Below are 19,177 nucleotides of genomic sequence, written 5' to 3'. Positions count from 1 at the left end.
CTTGAAGTTCAGAAGAAGGGATTTGAGTTTATGACAATAGATATTAAAAGAAGAAACGCTGTACATATAACAGGTTCCGGCGAACAAACGATAGTCTTTGCACACGGTTTTGGCTGTGATCAAACGGTATGGAATCAGGTCATTGCTGCATTTGAAAAACAGTATCGGATTGTGACGTTTGATTACGTCGGCTCTGGTAAAAGCGATAAGACAGCTTACTCAGTAGAGCGCTATGCATCATTACACGGCTACGCACAAGACGTAATCGAAGTATGTGACGCACTAGAACTAAAAGATATTATCTATGTGGGTCACTCAGTAAGCGGAATGATTGGTGTGCTCGCTTCTATTCAAAGACCTGACTTGATGGAAAAGCTGATCATGATCGGCCCTTCCCCCCATTACTTGAATGAACCTGACTACTATGGCGGATTTGAACGTGAAGATATTGATGAATTGCTCGATATGATGGAGATGAACTATAAAGAGTTCACCAAATATTTAGCACCCATTTCGATGAAAAATGAAGATCGACCACATCTCTCCGAAGAGTTCGAGTCTATGCTATGTACGAATGATCCTGGTATCGCACGTCACTTTGCAGAAGCAACATTCATGTCAGATGTTCGTGAGGAACTATATAAGGTTTCCACAAGAACGCTTATTTTACAGCCGACCGAAGACTCTATTGTACCGGTTGAAGTAGGACACTATATTCATGAGCGCCTTCCGGACAGTGAACTAGTCATCATGAAAGCAAAAGGACATAACCCACATATTAGTCACCCTAATGAAACAATTGAAGAGATTAAACGTTTTCTCGAAGAGGATAGGAGCGTATAAATTATGGACGAGCGGTTAGACTTATTGCCTTGCGGATATTTCGTCTTAACAAATGATTGGGAGTTTGTTGAAATGAATAAGACGATGCGAGATATATTATGCCTAGACAACATGCCGCGACATATGCATGACGTGCTAACAGTTCCATCTAAAGTCTATTTCCAAACTTACTTCGTGCCGTCCATTTCTGTGCACCATGAAATACGGGAAATGTATTTAAACTTTAAAGTGGATAAATGCCCCCTTCCTGTATTGATGAATGTCACTAAACGTAATGGATTGTATGAAGGCATAGTTGTCCAGATTAAAGTACGGGATGAATATGAAAATCAGTTATTAAAATCAAAAAGAGAAGCAGAAAAAATTCAACAACAGACGGATGAAGCGTACAATAAATTACTTGGATTGCTTGAGGAAGTAGAGTCCAAGCAACAGCAACTTCTCGAATTGAATGGAGAACTTCAAGAACTAGCTACACGAGACGAATTAACAGGACTCTATAATCGTCGTGTATTTCGAAGAAGTCTAGACGCTGCGATCGAGCGTGCTGAACTCTATACGATACGTTCGTTCTCTTTATTGTTGTTTGATATCGACCATTTCAAAACTGTCAATGATACATATGGTCATCAGGTCGGAGATGATGTACTGAGGGAATTAGCACGCAAGTTGGAGCACAAAGTTTATTTTCCCGACATAGTAGCTCGAATTGGCGGCGAAGAATTCGCAATATTATTTGATGATCCTGATCACCAAAAGAACTGTGAAAGAGCGGAAGAGCTTCGATGCTATATTGAGAACTCCGAATTGGGTAGCATCTCGATAACCGTCAGTATGGGAATTACGAGTTTCCAAAAAGGCGACCAATCAAAGTATATTTATGGCAGAGCTGATGATGCACAGTATACTTCTAAACGTAATGGTCGAAATCGATTAACACACATATGAAAAGACACTACTAATATTATGTAGTGTCTTTTGTGTAGTTTATCAATTTCATTTCACGCTAGCACGTTGGTGCATCCGACTGAATAGCATGAATAAGCCAAGCGCGATAAGTACTACAACCATGAGAACCAAATACAGTTGTTGGTAGCCGATGATTGGTACAAGTAACCCGAGTACATATGGACCAAAGCCAAAACCAAAGTCTAAGAAAATGAAGAACGTGGATGTAGCAACACCCAAACGCTCTGGTTTAACACCTTGCAATGCAATCGCTTGTGCACATGATTGGAAGTTCCCAAATCCAAGCCCAAGCACACCACCCGCAAGCAATAGCATCCAACCTGCACTCGCCTCACTTAATAATAACAATCCACCAGCAAATATTAACAACGAAGGATAGACAACAAACTTATTACCCTTCACATCCAATAGTTTACCGGTATACGGTCTCGAGAGCAGTACAGCGATGGCGTATACTAAAAAGAAGAAGCTGGCTGCACTCACTAAGTTAATTTCCTCTGCGTAGAACGAAATGAATGACAGTACACCAGAATAAGCAATAGCAGCTAACAATGTTACAAATGCAATCGGTAATGCCCGCACTTCAAATAATCCGCGAATTCCTAATTTCTTTGCTGTCGCCTGTACATTCTTTTTAGGCATGACTGTGGGTGTTTTCTTAACAAACATGAACATGGCCGCACAACCGATACTGAGTATCAGGCAAAACGTAAAGAGTACATTGAAATGATAGTGCTGACTTAAGAAAATACCGAAAAATGGTCCAACAGCTGTAGCAAGAACCGTGCTTAAACTGAAATACCCAATTCCTTCACCTCTACGTGAAGGAGGAAGCATCTGAGCTACCATCGTACCTGTTGCGGTAGAAGAAATGCCTAGTCCAACTCCATGGAAGAATCGATTCGCCATCAATAACGGTAAGTTTACTGCTCCGAAATAAAAGGCGGATGCTAATACAGTGACTAACAATCCTATCAATAAAATATTCCGGCTGCCGACCTTTTCTATTAAACCACCTACAGCAAGGCGTGCAATTAGTGTTCCAATGATGAAAATACCTGACACGAGACCTGCAACACTGGTTGATACGCCATACTCTTTCACTGAATAAGGCGCAATCGTAACTATAAGTAAATACATTACTAACATTAAAAAGAAGTTGATGATTGATGTAACGATAAAGTCCTTTGTCCAAATCGTTTTATTATCCATTTAACCACTCTCTCATTTATGAAGATTTTTATTTGCTTGTTTTAATATATGAATGCCCGCTTCTAAATCCTCTTCTGTGGCACCCTCAAGTAAATTCTCATAAAACTCTTCCAAGCCCGCTATAATATTTGATACTGTAGCTTGTCCTTGTTCAGTTAGACCAATCCATTTCTCCCTACGGTCTGTTCCGGGACGGACACTTACTAAACCCATTTCCAATAGACGCTGAACAATTTTAGTAACACTTGGCTTTTCAACTTGTCTACGTACTGCAATTTCTGCTGACGTCATTTCACCTTCTATCCACAATAGCTTCAGTATTCCCCATTGTGAGTGAAATAATTGATATGGTGCTAGCAAATTATTTAGTCGATTCAACAATGGACGATAGAGTTGAACATATTCTGCAAAAAACTGTTGTGATTGCTTCAAACATTTACACCTCTTATTTTTAGTTAGTCTAGTTAATCATTGGCATTATTCTAAATCTTTTCTAATGGAAAGTAAAGCAATACCAAGATACATAACGTAACCTATTTATGCGGATATGATATGATAAAATAATATTCTCATCCATTTATTCACTAACGGAGGGAATACGTCACGAACAGGAGAGTGGTACCCATTTGGAATACGTATAAGAACACACCTTTTGTCGCTAAAATCACGATTGGATTTATTGCGGGCACCATCCTTGGAATCTTTTTTAATGAATACACTACTTTCCTCAAACCGTTTGGAACCTTGTTATTAAATTTACTCAGCTTGGTTGCCATTCCTGTAATCTTCTTGACGGTTGTATTAGCTGTTAATCAAATGAATTTAGCCCAACTTGGCAAAATGGGCGGTAAGTTACTTCTCTATTATATGGCGACTACCGCCGCCGCTGTATTAATCGGACTTTCACTGGCGATGTGGATCAAGCCGGGTAGACATTTGACTTTACCTACTGACGCAGTAGTGGAACCTCCACATGCACCTGGATTTTCAGAAATCCTGTTACAAATTGTGCCAAGTAATATATTTGAAGCTTTTACTTCTGGAGATTTGATGGCCATTTTGTTCATTGCCATCATCATCGGTATGGCCATGTCTTCCATGAAGTTTTCCAAAGATACGAAGCTCGTTGAAATGGGAAGTTTTCTCGACCGTTTCTTTAACGCACTTAATACGATGTTCTATAAAATTCTTGAAGGTGTTTTGTTATATGCACCAATTGGTGTTTTCGCGATCAGTGCCACCGCTTTTGGTGAACAAGGATGGGAAACCTTACTTGGACTATTGTCATTCGTAGGTGTATTCTATCTTGGCGTTTTGATTCTCTGGTTATTTGTCTACAGTGGATTTCTAAAACTTTTTGGAAATCCAGTATTGCCTTTTTATCGTAATACGAGAGATGCCTATACAACGGCATTCTTTACTTCTAGTAGTATTGCTACGTTGCCAATAGCGATTGAATCTGCTAAAAAAGCGGGTGTCTCCGAGAATACAGCAAACTTTGCTTTACCGCTCGGTGCAGTCTTCAATTCCGACGGCGGCGCATTGCGCATGGGGATTTCCCTCGTTTTCGCAGCAAATATTACGAACTTGAATCTTTCTGCTGTAGATTTTATCGTTATTATCGCGATTGGAACCTTACTTTCTATTGGAACAGCTGGCGTACCCGCTGCCGGATTGGTTACTCTATCTGCAGTACTCACTATGTTCGGATTACCGCTTGAGATCGTCGCTCTGATTGCCGGAGTCGATGCATTGATTGGTATGGCAGGTACCGCTTCTAACGTCATGGGGGATATCGTCGGTGCCGCTGTTGTGGATAAGAAAACACCGCGTAAGAAATTTGCATAAACCGCACCGTTGATCGACGGTTAACTAATGTCGTTTTCTAAAATAGGACAAAAGTCAAAAGGCAAACCTCAATGCGAGGTTTGCCTTTTGACTTTTGCATTATTAATTATTGTCCAAATGCTTCCATAGAATGAACGATCATCTTTGCAGCATGCGCTCGCGTTGTGGCATGGTTTGGCATGAACTTACCATTGTCTCCTGTTGCTATGTTCATTTGGTAAAGACCTGCTATTGCCCACTGCGTGTCTTTTGAGAACTTCTTAATATCCGTAAACGGTGCAGCGACTGTTGGCGCAAACGGCTTTCCAGTTGCTACTTCATACGTTCGGCTAAGTACTAATGCTAACTGCGCACGAGTGATGGGCTTATTTGGCATGAAGTGTCCATTTACTCCACTTACTAAGCCATGATCAAAGGCCGCTTGAATATCCACTTTTGTGCTATCTGCGTAGTCTGCTAAATCATTAAATGCCCATTTTTTGCTTTTAGGCTTTAAATCCAGTGCACGAACAATAATTGACGTAGCTTGTGCACGTGTTAGTGATTTTTCCGGTCGGAACGTATGATCCGCATAACCACTCACAATACCTTTCATTGCCGCCATTTCAATTACATCTTTAGCCCAGTGATCTGTGATATCTGTAAACATCACTGTTGGTTCTGCCGGCACTTTCTCTAATGTGTATTTAGTATGCAAGTGTTGCTTGCTCTTTTTACCGTTTTGATCAACAGCTTGAACAGAGAAGTGATACTCTTTATTCGGCTCAAGATCTGTCATTTCATAAGATAATACAGGTGACATCACTTCGCCTACCATTTTATCGCCAATAAAGACTTGATACGTCGAAATCATTCCCGTATCAATAACCGGTTTCCAGTTTAGCTCTACTGTTGTGGCATTTTTAGCTGAGACAGTAAGTGCATCTTTAGCAAACCATGAATAGTTCTCCATCAATGATTTGTGGAAAGCCTCCATTACTACTTTGTAACCCGCTTGACTTAAATGAATATTTTCAGGATTAGGCAGGTACGTATAAGGATCTTCAGCGATTTTCTTTGATGTGTCAACAAACTGCGCTATAGTGCCTGTCATACCTTTTTTAATTGCATCATTTAACGTCATGACAAGCTGATTCACTATCGGTTGATTCTGTGGACTCAAGTAAGGGAATGGATTGTAATAGCCCATCACATATACTTGTGCACTCGGATTCAGTTGATAAATTTCCGCCAAGATTTTTTGCGTATTCATCCCGACTTTCATTATAGCTGCCTGTAATTCCTCCGCGTTGAATTGCGGGGTACCTTTGTCGTCAAACGTAAACTTTGGCAACACATCATTTGCACCAATTGTTAACGTAATGAGATTGGCTTCTTTCACCGATTGACGAAGAGTAGCAGTTTTTTCGGAATGTCCAATACCTATAATTGGTTTCGTGACGTCCATCTCAAAATCTTTTAAGACATCATCTGTTTTATAGCCCGGGTACGAAAATCCTTTATTACTTGCTTGCAATACTTCACTCGTAGCCAATTCCTCTGCTAAAAAGTCCGTATAGCCTTTACCCAATTCGTTATTCGGTGTGACACCCGCTGCTAATGAATCCCCTAATGCTAAATAATTAATAGGAGAAATCCAAGTAGGGGCTTTTTCAGGATCTGCAGCAGACGCTTGTAACGGCATAACGGCTATTTGTAAAACTAAGGCAAATGCCATCACAACATAGCTAATCGACTTTTTGGTCATTATACATACCACCTCTCCATTTTCAGATTATTATAAAATTAATGATAATCGCTAGCTTGCCAGTTTGTCAAATTTTAGTTCGGACGTCCCACAGTTCTGGAAAAAAGCGATGTTCAAGTACAGATTTTAAATAATGTACGCCCGATGAGCCGCCTGTACCTTGCTTAAAGCCAATGATGCGCTCCACTGTTTTCATATGCCTAAAGCGCCATTGCTGATGGCTGTCTTCGATATCCACTAGCTTTTCTGCCAATTGATACAAATCCCAATATTGATCTACATCCCGATAGACTTCAAGCCATGCAGCTGCTACACTCGGATCTCCTTCATACGTAATTGAAAAATCACGTGTTAGTAAGTTCGTATTGATAGCAAAGCCTGTACGTGCCAAAGCTTGAATGGTTACATCGTAAATTCCTGGCGCTTGATACGCTTTTGCCAATCTCTCTGACAGCTCAGAATCCTTTTGATAGATTTTAATAATTTGTGGTTGTTTATAACCTAAAGCAAACTCTATTAGCCTATTTTGATAGGATTGGAATCCTGAGGCCTTACCTAAACTGTCTCGAAATTCCATGTATTCGGCAGGCGTCAACGTAGCCAATACATCCCACGCCTGAATAATCTGAGTCTGAACTTTAGAGATGCGAGCAAGCATTTTGAACGCTTCCGGCAACTCGTCATGCTGAATCGATTTGATTGCTGTTTCCAACTCATGCAAAATGAGCTTCATCCACAATTCATTTACTTGATGAATCACGATGAAAAGCATTTCATCATGATGTCCAGACAAACGCTCTTGGCTCGATAGCACCTTATCTAAATGCAAATATTCACCATACGTCATCGATTCCCGAAAGTCGGTATGGATCCCCTTTTCCTTCATGACTGTAACCTCCTGACAACTGCACGGACAGGACTTCCATCCGCATCTTCTAATGCTAATGGCAATGCAATTAACTCATAACTCCCTTCTTCCAATGAATGCAATACTAGATTTTCGATGATGATTACATTATTACGATATAATGAATGATGACCAAGTAGATCTTTGCTAGTCTCCGAATCAACAGAAGGCGTATCTACACCGATTAGACGTATACCCCGCTCTTTCAATAACGGTCCGACATCCTCTCCAATGACCGTGAAGTTCTCAGGAAACTTCGTTGGTGTTGGGTGACTCCCAGTTTTCAATAATAATCGTTCAGCACCGCCGAAATCAAACAACTCCAAGTCTGCCCTTGTCACACAACTAACTCCTGTTACATCTACTAAAAAAGCTGTACCTATATACAAATCCACCGGTAATTCCAAAATTTTCAACCCATCATCGTCATAATGAAAAGGTGCATCCGTATGCGTGCCGATATGCGTACTCATTGTTAATTTACCAATATTAACAGAGCCGGATTGCTCTTTCGTCACGGTCACTTCATAGCTAAACGGTGTGTCACCAGGCCACTCCGCAATACGTTGATTCAAAGGCTGTGTAATGTCGATCCACTGATTCGTCATGCAACCACCCCGCGTTCATTCGGAAACTGTTTATATACATCTTCTTGCATGATCTTTTTGAGTATTTGTATCGTTTGCCAAACGTCTTCAAATGAATTATACAATGCAACAGGTGCTAGTCGAATACCATCAGGTGCACGGAAGTCTGGAACGACACCTTGTGCTTTCAATGCTTGACATATTCTTGCGGCTTCCTTGTGCTGAAGTAATATGTGGCCTCCACGCGAATCGTCTAGTGGATTTCCGATACTAAATGAATACGCACCGAGTTCATTCTCTATACAACTCAACATAAAGCTGGTCAGTTTCAATGACTTTTCACGGATCCCCTCCATTCCAAGCTCCTCGAACATTTCGAGTGAACCGAGTAGCGGAGCCAGGCTCAATATATGCGGTGTGCCGATTTGGTATGCACCTGCATCTGTTGCAGGCATCATCGTATGATTCATATCAAATTGCCTTGTCTTATCAGAGCCGAACCATCCTGCAAGCCCTGCTTCTACACCAAAATGTCGTTCGTTGACGAATAAACCGCCAACAGATCCAGGTCCGCCATTCAAGTGTTTATATGTACACCAAAAAGCGAAATCTACGTTCCATTCGTGGAGTGCATGCATCACAGATCCAACCGAATGCGATAAATCGAATCCAATGGGGATACCTCTTTCTCTTGCCGCTTGCGTAAGCATTTCCATATCCAGCACCTGACCACTACGATATAAAACGGATGGAAGTACAATCAACGCGACGTCCTCCGTCATTGCATCAATAATTCGGTTTTCATCCAACGTCAGACCATCTTCACTTTCCACACGAATCAGATGCTCTTCCGGATCAAGGCCTCGTACACGAAGCTGACTTTGTAATGCATAGATATCTGAGGGGAAATTCAATTCATCCGCTACTATTTTCGTTCGTTTCCCTGAAGGCCGATAAAACGTGGAAATCATTTGATGTAAATTTGTCGTAGTGGAACCTGTCGCAATCACTTCGGACTTTTCCCCTCCAACTAGTGGTGCCATTCTTCCGCCTATTTGTTCTGCCAGGTAATACCACGGATGCATTCCCTCCGTCCAGCCATCAATGGCAAGTGTTTTCCAAGTATCTAACAGTTCGAATAACTTCTTCTCTGCACGTTTTGATAATAATCCAAGTGAATTACCATCCATATAGATTTTCTCTAGCGGCAAATAAAATTCCTCTCTGTAAGGTGCAAGTAAATCTTGTTGATCTAGTATTTTTGCATACTCAAGTGTATTGGAGTTCATATATATTCTCCTTTCTTTAAATAAAGAATACCATAATAGCATTCGATGTCGTCTGAATATTGGCATGACTGCCCATGATATTCTATGCTAGACTTTATTGAAAAGGAGGTTTTCACTATGGAAACATTTACAGAACAGGCCATAGCAATTATCCAAGCAATTCCTCCAGGTCGTGTGATGACCTATGGACAAGTGGCCGCAGAAGCAGGCAACCCTCGTGGCGCAAGACAAATCTCACGTATTTTACATTCCATGAGTGCTAAATATGAATTACCTTGGCATCGCATTATTAACGCACAAGGTGGAATCTCTACCCCGGAAAATGCTGAAGGTAAAGGCGAGACGCAGCGGGAACGATTGCTCGCGGAAGGTGTTCAATTCAACGCAAACGGTCGTGTCTCCCTCGATACGTATCGCTGGCATCCCGACTGAATGGAAGTAGGTTATGAAGTCGATATGAGCGCTTGGGCAAGCTGATAGAGGGACGGTCACGGGAATTGATAGAGCGGTCGTCCAACTGTATTGAGCGGTTAATGCGGCTGTATGAGCGCACGGCCATGCTGATAGAGCGGTCACGGGAATTGATAGAGCGGTTGTCCAACTGTATTGAGCGGTTAACGCGGCTGTATGAGCGCACGGCCATGCTGATAGAGCGGTCACGGGAATTGATAGAGCGGTCGTCCAACTGTATTGAGCGGTTAACGCGGCTGTATGAGCGCTCGGCCATGCTGATAGAGCGGTCACGGGAATTGATAGAGCGGTCGTCCAACTGTATTGAGCGGTTAACGCGGCAGTATGAGCGCTCGACCATGCCGATAGAGCGGTTAGCGATGAACTATGATCATTCATAGTAAGAATGCGCGCAAAAGCAAATTTCAACATAAAAAAATCGCTTGGCATCAAATATGCCAAGCGTTATCTATATCTATACTTGTAATAAACTCAAAAACTTCTTCGTTCGTTCATGCCTTGGATGGTTGAAAATCTCAGCTGGTGCACCGCGTTCTACAATGACGCCATCATCAATAAAGATTACTTCATCGGCCACTTCCTTGGCGAACCTCATTTCATGTGTTACGACAGCCATCGTCATACCTTCATGCGCTAAATCTTTCATGACTCGAAGTACTTCACCGACAAGTTCAGGATCCAGAGCGGATGTCGGTTCATCGAACAACATGACTTTTGGATCCATCGCAAGCGCTCGCGCAATCGCAACACGCTGCTGCTGACCGCCTGAAAGTTGAAAAGGATACTTGTCTTTATGATCAGCTAGTCCTACTTTATCTAGTAATAGTTCTGCCTTCTTTACGGCTTCCTTATGTGATAGACCTTTGACTGTAGTGAGTCCTTCTGTCACATTACCTGTTGTTGTGAGGTGTGGAAACAGGTTATAGCTCTGAAATACCATTCCTGTCAACCGACGAAAAGCACTGATTGACTTTTTCGAGACCGATGAATTAAAGTCTAACTTCTGTCCATCTATAGACAGTACACCGCCATTTGGTGTTTCAAGCACATTCAAACAACGTAACAACGTAGATTTACCAGAACCCGATGGACCGATTATAACGACCACTTTTCCCTGCTCGATTTCTAAATCTACATTTTTTATCACTTCTTGCGATCCGAAAGACTTTTTCAGTCCCTGTATAGTAATCATGTTAATCCCCCTGACTTACCGACAACACGATCCAGGCGTATTTCAATTCTGCCTTGAACAATCGACAAGATGAAACAAATCACCCAATAAACAAGAGCCGCCATGATATAAACGAATAAAAACTCATAGTTCATAGAGGCAATTTCTTGCGCCCGCCTAAATGTCTCAGCTACTAAAATCGTAGCTGCGAGAGAAGTATCTTTTACCAATCCAATAAAGGAATTCGAAAGCGGTGGTACGGATACTCTAGCAGCTTGTGGTAAAACAATCTTCCGCAATGCTTGCGAATAATTCATCCCAATAGAATAGGCTGCTTCCCACTGCCCTTTAGGAATGGACAGTATGGCTGCTCGAATGATTTCTGAGGCATAAGCACCGACATTCAATGAAAATCCTATGATCGCAGACGGGAAAGGATCAATGGTTATACCGATTGTTGGCAACCCGTAGAATATGATAAATAATTGTACAAGCAAAGGTGTTCCACGGATGATGGATACATAAATCCGCGCTATTGCTCGTAACAATTTGTTAGATGAAATTCTTGCCAATGCAGTAAAGATTGCAATGATCAATCCAATACTAAATGCGATGATTGCCAAGGGGATCGTATACTTAATAGCCCCCTCAATCAATGGCCCGATGGATGTTGATGCGATTTCCTGGAATCTTTGTATCCGTTCGGGACTGAGTGCAATCGTATTAAGATACATCTTCGCCGAACCATTTTTCGGAGATCGTCTTCAATGTACCATCTTCACGCATCGCATCCAACGCTTTGTTTACTTCTTCTATTAAGTCTTCATTGCCTTGTCTGAATAAAAAGGCGCTCTCTGATTGATTTTCTTTAGAGATTTCTTCTTCCTCAACAACTTTAATAGGAGCATCAGGTTTTTGCTTCAAGTAGTCGAGTGCAGAAAGTTTATCATTATACGTACCATCTACTCGTTTTGAAATGACTAGGTCGACGCCTTGGTTGAATCCATCAATTTTTATAATTTCCGCACCATTCGCCTTCGCTAGTTCGCCATAGTTACTTGTCAATGTCTGTGCAGCTTTCTTTCCTTTCATTCCATCAAACGCAAGATCAGCATCTTCACGAACGATCAAGACAGAGTTCGAATGCGTATAGGCTTGAGAGAATTCATATTTCGCTTTACGTTCTTCATTAACACCGACTTGGTTAGCAATCATATCAAATCGTTTTGCATCTAATCCCGCGAAAACTGCATCCCATTGTGTTTCAAAAAACTTTGCTTCCACGCCTAAACGTTTAGCTACTTCTTGTGTAACTTCTACATCGTACCCTGTGAGCTTTCCTGATTCATCATGAAATGAGAAAGGCGCGTATGTTCCTTCTGTTCCTACATTGAGTACTCCGGTTGCGAGTACATCTTCTAGCAGACCGTCTTGCTCTGCTGGTTTTTCAGCGGAGTCGTTGGGCTTACTTTCTTCTTTACCACCACATGCTACCAAAAAAGCAGCCAATAAAACGATCATAAATGGTATGAGAACTTTCTTCATTTATAAAACCCCACTATTCTTATAAGTATTTGTTGTTTAGAATCATAAAAGATTGAGTAGACTCTGTCAACATGTAAAGCTTGCATCATATGTTATTACACTATACAGAATTGTTAGTCAAAATTAAATACTTCTGTCTTAAGATATTAAAATAGTAATATTGTGCCTAACACGTTTTGATTGCCTACAGAAGGGGCATACAATCGCTATACTACTAACTTAGGGGTTGGATCACATGGATCAAGGATCTGAGAACGCAAGAAGGAAATTAAATAAAACATTAAAGCCATCCTGGGTTTTTGCAATCGCACTCGGTTCATCTGTAGGTTGGGGCGCGTTCATCTTGCCAGGAGATTGGATCCAATCTTCCGGACCACTAGGCGCAATCATTGGATTAGGAATTGGTGCACTCGTGATGATGATCATCGCCTCCAGCTATGGCGTAATGATCAAGAAATTTCCGGTTTCCGGAGGGGGATTTACATATGCTTTTGTTGCGGCAGGGAAAGTATGGGCATTTATTTGCGGTTGGTTCTTATCACTTGGATATATATCCATCGTTGCTTTAAATGCTTCTGCACTCACTTTATTACTGAAATTTTTAGTCCCTGGATTTATGAAACAAGGATTTCTCTATAGCGTTGCAGGTTGGGACGTCTACATACCCGAAATTATCATTGCCAGTTTGCTGATTTTGGCATTCGCATTCATTAACACTACGGGAACAAGTATTTCAGGACGGATTCAATTTTATTTCAGCGTTTTACTTGTTGTTGGTGTCATCGCACTTGGTATTTTCACATTCGCTGGGGCCGAACAACCGCTTGCGAATATGCAACCTTTGTTCAAAGGTAATCAGTCCATTATTACTTCTATACTTGTAGTATTGGCAATTGCACCATGGGCATACGTCGGATTCGATAATGTGCCACAAGCTGCTGAAGAATTTAACTTTTCTCCCCGTAAAGCAACTATGCTGATCGTAGCGTCACTATTCACTTCTTTCATAATCTATGCAATCATGATTGGTTTAACTAGCTGGACATACCCTGCATCGGCAAATATCGGAGGCGGGGATTTATGGATAACAGGTGATGTGGTTCGATCCGCACTAGGAATCGGTGGATTAGCTGTGATGGCAGTAGCGATTGTCATGGGAATCTTCACTGGTTTGAATGGATTCTTCATGTCGTCAAGTCGTCTATTATTTTCTATGGCGCGCGCGCGTGCATTACCTAACTTCTTCCGTGAGATGACGGCAAACCAAACACCTAAATGGGGAATCTGGTTCGTAGCATTCATTACATTGCCGACACCATGGTTTGGCCGCCAAGCATTGACATGGATCGTTGATATGTCTTCAACAGGCGTATCCGTAGCCTACTTCTTCACTTGTCTTGCAGCATTTAAAGTACTGGCTTGGGGCAAAGAAGGAATCGGACGCGAAATTGCACCATTAAAAAAGTTTTTGGCATTACTAGGTATGGTGGCAAGTGGATCGTTCTTGGCATTATTACTTGTGCCAAATTCTCCAGCAACACTCACTACACCTTCTTACTTACTATTATTCGCTTGGACAATCGTCGGCGTAATCTTCTACATGGTCATTCGCAAACGTTATAACAGTCTGACACAAGAAGAAACCGAGTATTACGTATTAGGTAAATCTATTGACTCGGAAGTGATGGATACGGCGCCCGCAAAACCAGACACAGATCTACCAATTCCAAATGCCACGCGTACGTAGCATACTGAATAAGAGGGCTGTCACAAATCTACATTGCTTGTGGCGGTCCTTTCTTACAATGATATAACATGATTGAAATGATTATACCTAGCGCTGTATTGTTTACTCATTTAATTTGATAATTCAAGACAGTAAAAAATGCATTGTCACAAGTATTCATTCCCTTCTATAATATAGTTATATTCTAGTAATACCCTATTTTTTACAAATAACTCTGCTCGGAAAATAGCTTGAAAATGATTATGCTAGGAAAACGTTAGGACACCATTGTAATAGGATGCGTTTTAGAAGGTTCGTGTTTAACTAATTAGATTACAATCGCATTGATAGGCATCCGACGCTTCACCTTGAGGAGCGTCGGATAGTCCCCTTCTAATTTTGGTATCAGTCTGCTTTCTTACATGAACGGTCACTTCTATTTTGCATACTTTCTATTGCATTCCCCTTTTGAAACATGCAGATAATCGGTCTATTCCTCTATTGACTTATCTTGCTGACGTGATAAAATTCAAAACGATAACTATCTATATATGTAAAGAGCGATCTATTATATAATGAATCAATATCTTCCATGTTTTCATTCGCAACAGTAGAGAGATAGAGCGGAATACTCCTTCGTCCTTTAAGGGGATGATAGGAGTATTTCTACATTTACAGGAGGTCATAAGCATGTTTCCAATTAAGGCGATTCATACGCCAACCGTTAAAGCGTCTGTCATACTAACTGTGCTGATTGTGGCAATGATTAGTACCAGTATCGTAGTATTCGAATCTGTACCACATGTACCCATTTTATTTGCTATTCTTTTATTATTCGGCTATGGATTATGGAAAAAGATCTCGTACAAAGAGTTAGAACGCGGATTGGTAGAAGGTGCAAGTTCTGGAATGAGCGCGGTGTTCTTGTTCTTCTTCATTGGAGTTCTCGTGAGTAGCTGGATGATGGGTGGAACGATTCCTACCCTGATCTATGCCGGACTCCAAATCATTACTCCAACGTTTTTCTATGCCATCGTATTCATCGTCACGGCCGTTATCGGCTTATCTGTCGGCAGTTCATTGACAACCGTTGCCACGATTGGCGTGGCGTTCATTAGTATGGCGCATATTTTGGAGCTATCTTTGCCAATTGCGGCAGGCGCGATTGTCTCTGGGGCATTCTTTGGCGATAAGATGTCACCATTGTCTGATACAACCAATTTAGCCTCTTCAATTGTTGGTGTAGACTTATTCGAACATATACGAAATATGGGTTGGACGACATTTCCTGCGTTCTTCATCTCACTTATCTTATTTGGCATATTATCACCCAACGTGACGTCTAGTGATTTTACGACAATTGAGAAATACAGTGATGCACTCATCGGTACAAACTTGATACATTGGTATACATTGATCCCTGTCGTAGTACTGATCATTTTGACATTCGTTAAAGTACCAGCTATTTTAACACTGGCTGTTAGTGCATTGTCCGCAATTGTCATTGCATATATTCATACGTTTTATGGAGTTTCCGAAGTATTGAGTATTTTATTTAGTGGCTATGAAGGATCTACAGGCGTAGCAGTTGTAGATGAATTACTGTCTCGCAGTGATGGAATGGAAGGCATGATGTTTACAATTTCGCTTGTGCTGCTCGCACTTAGTATGGGTGGCATGCTGTTCACATTAGGTATTGTCCAGTGCTTACTTGCAAAAATTGATAGTGCGTTACGTAAAGTGTCGTCAGTTATTTTGACATCTGCACTTACCGCAGTTGGCATCAACGTATTGATTGGTGAGCAGTATTTATCTATCTTATTGACGGGCCAGGCCTTCCAATCCAGCTACGAAAAGGTTGGACTAGCCAATAAAAACTTGAGCCGTGTAATGGAAGATGCCGGAACCGTCATTAATCCTCTTGTCCCATGGAGTGTGGCAGGAATTTTCATCACGACTGTGCTTGATGTTCCAACGATTGCTTATTTACCTTTTGCGTTCTTCTGTTTATTGAGCCCGATTTTAACTGTATTATTCGGCTATTTGGGGAAGACGCTGACCCGTATTTAACGCTGGTTACGACATGATAATATCATCTTGCTGCTGATCAAGTCGTCGGATTTCTTCGTCTAAAGCTGCACGTTTTCTTGCAAGTCGGTCCTGTATGCGACGGACATCTTGCATGACTGCGTGTAGCTTCTTTTTGCTGTCCGTTATTCGTGTATGGACCATCCAGTCGGAGAATATATTATCGAAAAACACGTCTGTGAATGTAAAGATATCATTTTTATTTACTTGGTAAGAATCTGTCGCAGCGTCTTGCACATCCATCAATTCTGTCTCGTAATGACGTAGTGCTCGTTGTGCTTGATGGACATGATCATCCGAACTGTTGATTTCGGAGTACTTTAATGCGGAAACAAAAATTCCTCCTCCCAAAAATGTGTCCCACATCGATATCCCTTCCGCTGAATCTAGTTTCTTCATTGCGCCCGCCAAAGCTCGTTCCGCCTTTTCCCCCGCTTCAAACGCTTCCCCTATTTCACGCAACATAGAATAGACACGTACGCGATCGTCGGAAATCTTCTGAAGTGTTTGAGTAGTAACAGAATCATTCATACGAATCCATGATTCTTTTTCCTTCAAGAAGTCTTCCCAGTCTTCAGCAATATGCATGAAATCTGGTTTATCCAGTTCATTACGCAGATCTTCCACTTCCGCAGTCAGATCTAATACGTTTTTTTCTGCCTCATTATATTTCAATTCTACTTCTGCTGCTTCTTCTATCTCCTTTTTCATCTTTTCGTCCCATTTACCTGTCCATTCACTAATTTTTTTCGTAAATGAAAACTTACCAAGCTTCACAATATCTCGCTGTTCTTTCGTTAACTGACGGTGAAGTTGATCACGTTTTTGTTTCATAGTGAGTAGTTTTTCGTTCGTCTGCTCTAAACGTTTCATCAAACGTCGCTGATTCACTCGTTTTTCCTGTAGAGTATTTTGTTGTTTTTGAATATCTTGCCGCATGTTAATCACTCCTTTCCTACTATACGATGATGTATTAAGGAAGGATTCATAATCTTCATGCATACTATTCAAAGTTTATTCCATATTAAAGCTAAACGCATGAAAAGACGTGAGCCTAATGGAATTTGATTCAATTTGGAAAGCGGTACTCATTATTGTGGCAGGAATTGTTTTGTTGCATATTTCCGGCCGCAAATCGATTTCACAAATGACAATTGGTCAAACTGTATTAATGATTGCGGTCGGTACATTACTAATTCAGCCTGTAGCAAGTAAAAATTTGTGGCAAACGTTATTCCTTTCACTTATTTTAGTGCTGACACTATTTATATTTGAATTATTGGCATTGAAGTGGAATTTTTTCGAAGGAATTTTACGTGGAAGATCTAAAGTAGTGATTGAAAATGGGATCCTCAAAATATCTACTATGAAAAAACTCCGCCTCACTGTGGATGAATTGGAAATGCATTTGCGACAAAGTGGGATTGAAAGAATTGATGATGTAAAATGGGCGACTATAGAAATGAGTGGACAGCTTGGTTATGTCTTAATTGATCGCAAGAAATATGCCACAAAAGAAGACATTGCAAGACTTCAACTGATGTTGGAAGATATGAGCAAACAACTGGAACTTACTATTCCCTCCACATTCAAGACTACACCTATCATTGAGAATTCCAACCTATTCACAGAAATAGAAAACCCCACTTCTGTCCCTAAACCTCTTGAATAAAAGTTTAATAAGCAAGTGAAAGGGGGAAGTTACTTATAACAACTCCAAAATCGAGAGGAAGAAGCATATATGATAAGAGTTATAAAAAAATTAGTAAAATGGGGAATGGTGTTATATCCTGTCGTTAAAACTGTGATGAATGAGAAGAAGAAAAAAGAAGCTTATTCAGGCTCTAAAAGCCGTAGGTAATACGTAATCAACCCCCATGTCATATAGTCATCTGACATGGGGGTTGATTTATTATAATGAAAAAGTAAAACTTATTTTATAAAAAAGGTTTATTTATTACTAAAAAAAGAGTATACTACGTATGAGGATTTTTTTCTGACCTCTTTTTTCCTCACATTGTTTGATCCCCAAACAAAAAGCTCCGGGTACATTCATTACCTATGGAGGAGAATTTAACACATGCATTGGTACAACAAATTGAAAGAGTATTTTCCAATCGAAGAGATGAAGTCACAGGAACATATGGAGACATTGCTAAACGATAAAGGGAATGTCTACTACAAGGAAGAAGGACCAAAACACGTATTGATGTACGTGGAAACGGAGGACTTCGTTTTCGTAGACTATCTATTCGTATCTTCAGCCGCACGTGGTGAAGGGTTAGGAAAAACACTGCTGGATTCGTTGAAAACCAAGAAAAAACCGATCTTACTGGAAGTTGAACCAGTAGACGAATCTGAACCAGATACTAAAAAACGACTAAAGTTCTATGCACGTGAAAAATTCACACATGCACAGAAAATCGGTTATAACCGTCGTTCATTAGCTACTGGCGAACAAACCATCCTCGAAATTCTATACTGGGCACCCCCGCAGTCATCACAAGCGGATGAACAAGATGTATTCAACGCGATGAAGACAACCTACGAAGAAATTCACACCTACAAAGACCAAGATTTCTATGGAGATTCATACGATTCTACTGACAAAGTTCTACACTATCAAACGAAACCAAAAAAGAATATTCTAGAACCTTTCACAACAGTGAGTGTGTGAGGAAATGTCGGTCTTTCATAGACCGACTTTTTTTGTATACTGATACATAATATCTTGTTAGTTGACTTCTCCTCTAAATAATCTCCTAACAGTTGAT

The 19,177-nt window shown here is 40.8% G+C and carries 19 protein-coding genes; 9 read left to right on the top strand and 10 right to left on the bottom strand.

Annotation, left to right across the window (positions count from 1 at the left end):
• Nucleotides 1-30 precede the first annotated feature (30 nt).
• The gene (locus tag CSV70_RS02730; RefSeq protein WP_085132087.1) at nucleotides 31-843 is read left to right on the top strand and encodes an alpha/beta fold hydrolase; all 813 of its coding nucleotides are present in this window, start codon (nucleotides 31-33) and stop codon (nucleotides 841-843) included.
• A 3-nt stretch (nucleotides 844-846) separates the two neighbouring features.
• A complete protein-coding gene (locus tag CSV70_RS02725; protein WP_099660794.1) occupies nucleotides 847-1,791 on the top strand; it encodes a GGDEF domain-containing protein in 945 nt (314 codons plus the stop codon).
• A gap of 48 nt (nucleotides 1,792-1,839) precedes the next feature.
• Here the strand turns inward: CSV70_RS02725 and CSV70_RS02720 are convergent, their stop codons facing one another.
• Both CSV70_RS02720 and CSV70_RS02715 read right to left on the bottom strand, forming a co-directional pair.
• Nucleotides 1,840-3,024 (bottom strand): MFS transporter, encoded by a 1,185-nt coding sequence (locus CSV70_RS02720; RefSeq protein WP_085132089.1) that lies wholly within the window; start codon nucleotides 3,022-3,024, stop codon nucleotides 1,840-1,842.
• A 12-nt stretch (nucleotides 3,025-3,036) separates the two neighbouring features.
• A complete protein-coding gene (locus CSV70_RS02715; protein ID WP_099626689.1) occupies nucleotides 3,037-3,456 on the bottom strand; it encodes a MarR family winged helix-turn-helix transcriptional regulator in 420 nt (139 codons plus the stop codon).
• A gap of 183 nt (nucleotides 3,457-3,639) precedes the next feature.
• Between CSV70_RS02715 and CSV70_RS02710 the strand changes: the two genes are divergently transcribed.
• Entirely contained in the window at nucleotides 3,640-4,872 is a 1,233-nt protein-coding gene (locus CSV70_RS02710) for a dicarboxylate/amino acid:cation symporter (RefSeq protein WP_099628510.1), read from the top strand.
• Nucleotides 4,873-4,978: 106 nt separating this feature from the next.
• Here the strand turns inward: CSV70_RS02710 and CSV70_RS02705 are convergent, their stop codons facing one another.
• The 4 genes from CSV70_RS02705 to kynU form a co-directional block, all read right to left on the bottom strand.
• Entirely contained in the window at nucleotides 4,979-6,619 is a 1,641-nt protein-coding gene (locus CSV70_RS02705; protein WP_099660793.1) for an S-layer homology domain-containing protein, read from the bottom strand.
• 67 nt (nucleotides 6,620-6,686) lie between these two features.
• Nucleotides 6,687-7,505, bottom strand: a complete 819-nt coding sequence (kynA, locus tag CSV70_RS02700; RefSeq protein WP_099628508.1) for a tryptophan 2,3-dioxygenase — start codon at nucleotides 7,503-7,505, stop codon at nucleotides 6,687-6,689.
• A complete protein-coding gene (gene kynB, locus CSV70_RS02695; RefSeq protein WP_085132094.1) occupies nucleotides 7,502-8,134 on the bottom strand; it encodes an arylformamidase in 633 nt (210 codons plus the stop codon). The genes kynA and kynB overlap by 4 nt, the downstream gene beginning before the upstream one ends.
• Nucleotides 8,131-9,402, bottom strand: coding sequence for a kynureninase (gene kynU / locus CSV70_RS02690; protein ID WP_085132095.1), 1,272 nt, complete (start codon nucleotides 9,400-9,402; stop codon nucleotides 8,131-8,133). Before kynU ends, kynB begins: the two co-directional genes overlap by 4 nt.
• Before the next feature lie 117 nt (nucleotides 9,403-9,519).
• Between kynU and CSV70_RS02685 the strand changes: the two genes are divergently transcribed.
• Nucleotides 9,520-9,834, top strand: a complete 315-nt coding sequence (locus tag CSV70_RS02685) for an MGMT family protein (RefSeq protein WP_099628507.1) — start codon at nucleotides 9,520-9,522, stop codon at nucleotides 9,832-9,834.
• 125 nt (nucleotides 9,835-9,959) lie between these two features.
• Entirely contained in the window at nucleotides 9,960-10,253 is a 294-nt protein-coding gene (locus CSV70_RS16335) for a hypothetical protein (protein WP_143560913.1), read from the top strand.
• Nucleotides 10,254-10,327: 74 nt separating this feature from the next.
• Here the strand turns inward: CSV70_RS16335 and CSV70_RS02680 are convergent, their stop codons facing one another.
• From CSV70_RS02680 to CSV70_RS02670, 3 genes are read right to left on the bottom strand one after another with little or no spacing between them, the layout of a single operon-like run.
• Nucleotides 10,328-11,065: an amino acid ABC transporter ATP-binding protein gene (locus CSV70_RS02680; RefSeq protein WP_099628506.1), complete on the bottom strand. Its 738-nt coding sequence runs from the start codon at nucleotides 11,063-11,065 to the stop codon at nucleotides 10,328-10,330.
• Nucleotides 11,062-11,778, bottom strand: a complete 717-nt coding sequence (locus CSV70_RS02675) for an amino acid ABC transporter permease (protein WP_085132099.1) — start codon at nucleotides 11,776-11,778, stop codon at nucleotides 11,062-11,064. Before CSV70_RS02675 ends, CSV70_RS02680 begins: the two co-directional genes overlap by 4 nt.
• Nucleotides 11,768-12,589, bottom strand: a complete 822-nt coding sequence (locus CSV70_RS02670; RefSeq protein ID WP_099660792.1) for an amino acid ABC transporter substrate-binding protein — start codon at nucleotides 12,587-12,589, stop codon at nucleotides 11,768-11,770. Before CSV70_RS02670 ends, CSV70_RS02675 begins: the two co-directional genes overlap by 11 nt.
• Before the next feature lie 235 nt (nucleotides 12,590-12,824).
• On the opposite strand from CSV70_RS02670, the gene CSV70_RS02665 reads away from it, so the two are divergent.
• Together CSV70_RS02665 and nhaC are read left to right on the top strand one after the other, a co-directional pair.
• Nucleotides 12,825-14,336 (top strand): APC family permease, encoded by a 1,512-nt coding sequence (locus CSV70_RS02665; protein WP_099660791.1) that lies wholly within the window; start codon nucleotides 12,825-12,827, stop codon nucleotides 14,334-14,336.
• A 669-nt stretch (nucleotides 14,337-15,005) separates the two neighbouring features.
• Nucleotides 15,006-16,385 (top strand): Na+/H+ antiporter NhaC, encoded by a 1,380-nt coding sequence (gene nhaC, locus CSV70_RS02660; protein ID WP_099660790.1) that lies wholly within the window; start codon nucleotides 15,006-15,008, stop codon nucleotides 16,383-16,385.
• Nucleotides 16,386-16,391: 6 nt separating this feature from the next.
• On the opposite strand, the gene CSV70_RS02655 is transcribed toward nhaC, so the two are convergent.
• On the bottom strand, nucleotides 16,392-17,342 hold the full coding sequence (locus tag CSV70_RS02655; protein ID WP_099660789.1) for a hypothetical protein: 951 nt from the start codon (nucleotides 17,340-17,342) through the stop codon (nucleotides 16,392-16,394).
• A gap of 118 nt (nucleotides 17,343-17,460) precedes the next feature.
• Here CSV70_RS02655 and CSV70_RS02650 point away from each other — a divergent pair, with 118 nt between their 5' ends.
• Nucleotides 17,461-18,075 (top strand): DUF421 domain-containing protein, encoded by a 615-nt coding sequence (locus CSV70_RS02650; protein ID WP_085132104.1) that lies wholly within the window; start codon nucleotides 17,461-17,463, stop codon nucleotides 18,073-18,075.
• 408 nt (nucleotides 18,076-18,483) lie between these two features.
• On the top strand, nucleotides 18,484-19,080 hold the full coding sequence (locus CSV70_RS02645; RefSeq protein ID WP_085132105.1) for an N-acetyltransferase: 597 nt from the start codon (nucleotides 18,484-18,486) through the stop codon (nucleotides 19,078-19,080).
• Nucleotides 19,081-19,177: the final 97 nt, after the last annotated feature.

Origin of the sequence: Sporosarcina sp. P25 (genome assembly GCF_002743235.1) — a bacterium.
GTDB lineage: Bacteria > Bacillota > Bacilli > Bacillales_A > Planococcaceae > Sporosarcina > Sporosarcina ureae_B.
The sequence above is the reverse complement of the archived record's forward strand: the minus strand, read 5'-3'. Positions and strand labels throughout refer to the sequence as shown.

Bases quoted from the DNA above. Each gene is read 5' to 3' on its own strand.
- CSV70_RS16335 (WP_143560913.1), top strand. From the start codon at position 9,960: ATGCTGATAGAGCGGTCACGGGAATTGATAGAGCGGTTGTCCAACTGT.
- CSV70_RS02725 (WP_099660794.1), top strand. From the start codon at position 847: ATGGACGAGCGGTTAGACTTATTGCCTTGCGGATATTTCGTCTTAACA.
- CSV70_RS02720 (WP_085132089.1), bottom strand. From the start codon at position 3,024: ATGGATAATAAAACGATTTGGACAAAGGACTTTATCGTTACATCAATC.
- kynU (WP_085132095.1), bottom strand. From the start codon at position 9,402: ATGAACTCCAATACACTTGAGTATGCAAAAATACTAGATCAACAAGAT.
- nhaC (WP_099660790.1), top strand. From the start codon at position 15,006: ATGTTTCCAATTAAGGCGATTCATACGCCAACCGTTAAAGCGTCTGTC.
- kynA (WP_099628508.1), bottom strand. From the start codon at position 7,505: ATGAAGGAAAAGGGGATCCATACCGACTTTCGGGAATCGATGACGTAT.
- CSV70_RS02685 (WP_099628507.1), top strand. From the start codon at position 9,520: ATGGAAACATTTACAGAACAGGCCATAGCAATTATCCAAGCAATTCCT.
- CSV70_RS02650 (WP_085132104.1), top strand. From the start codon at position 17,461: ATGGAATTTGATTCAATTTGGAAAGCGGTACTCATTATTGTGGCAGGA.
- CSV70_RS02655 (WP_099660789.1), bottom strand. From the start codon at position 17,342: ATGCGGCAAGATATTCAAAAACAACAAAATACTCTACAGGAAAAACGA.
- kynB (WP_085132094.1), bottom strand. From the start codon at position 8,134: ATGACGAATCAGTGGATCGACATTACACAGCCTTTGAATCAACGTATT.
- CSV70_RS02675 (WP_085132099.1), bottom strand. From the start codon at position 11,778: ATGTATCTTAATACGATTGCACTCAGTCCCGAACGGATACAAAGATTC.
- CSV70_RS02730 (WP_085132087.1), top strand. From the start codon at position 31: ATGACAATAGATATTAAAAGAAGAAACGCTGTACATATAACAGGTTCC.
- CSV70_RS02705 (WP_099660793.1), bottom strand. From the start codon at position 6,619: ATGACCAAAAAGTCGATTAGCTATGTTGTGATGGCATTTGCCTTAGTT.
- CSV70_RS02680 (WP_099628506.1), bottom strand. From the start codon at position 11,065: ATGATTACTATACAGGGACTGAAAAAGTCTTTCGGATCGCAAGAAGTG.
- CSV70_RS02670 (WP_099660792.1), bottom strand. From the start codon at position 12,589: ATGAAGAAAGTTCTCATACCATTTATGATCGTTTTATTGGCTGCTTTT.
- CSV70_RS02645 (WP_085132105.1), top strand. From the start codon at position 18,484: ATGCATTGGTACAACAAATTGAAAGAGTATTTTCCAATCGAAGAGATG.
- CSV70_RS02665 (WP_099660791.1), top strand. From the start codon at position 12,825: ATGGATCAAGGATCTGAGAACGCAAGAAGGAAATTAAATAAAACATTA.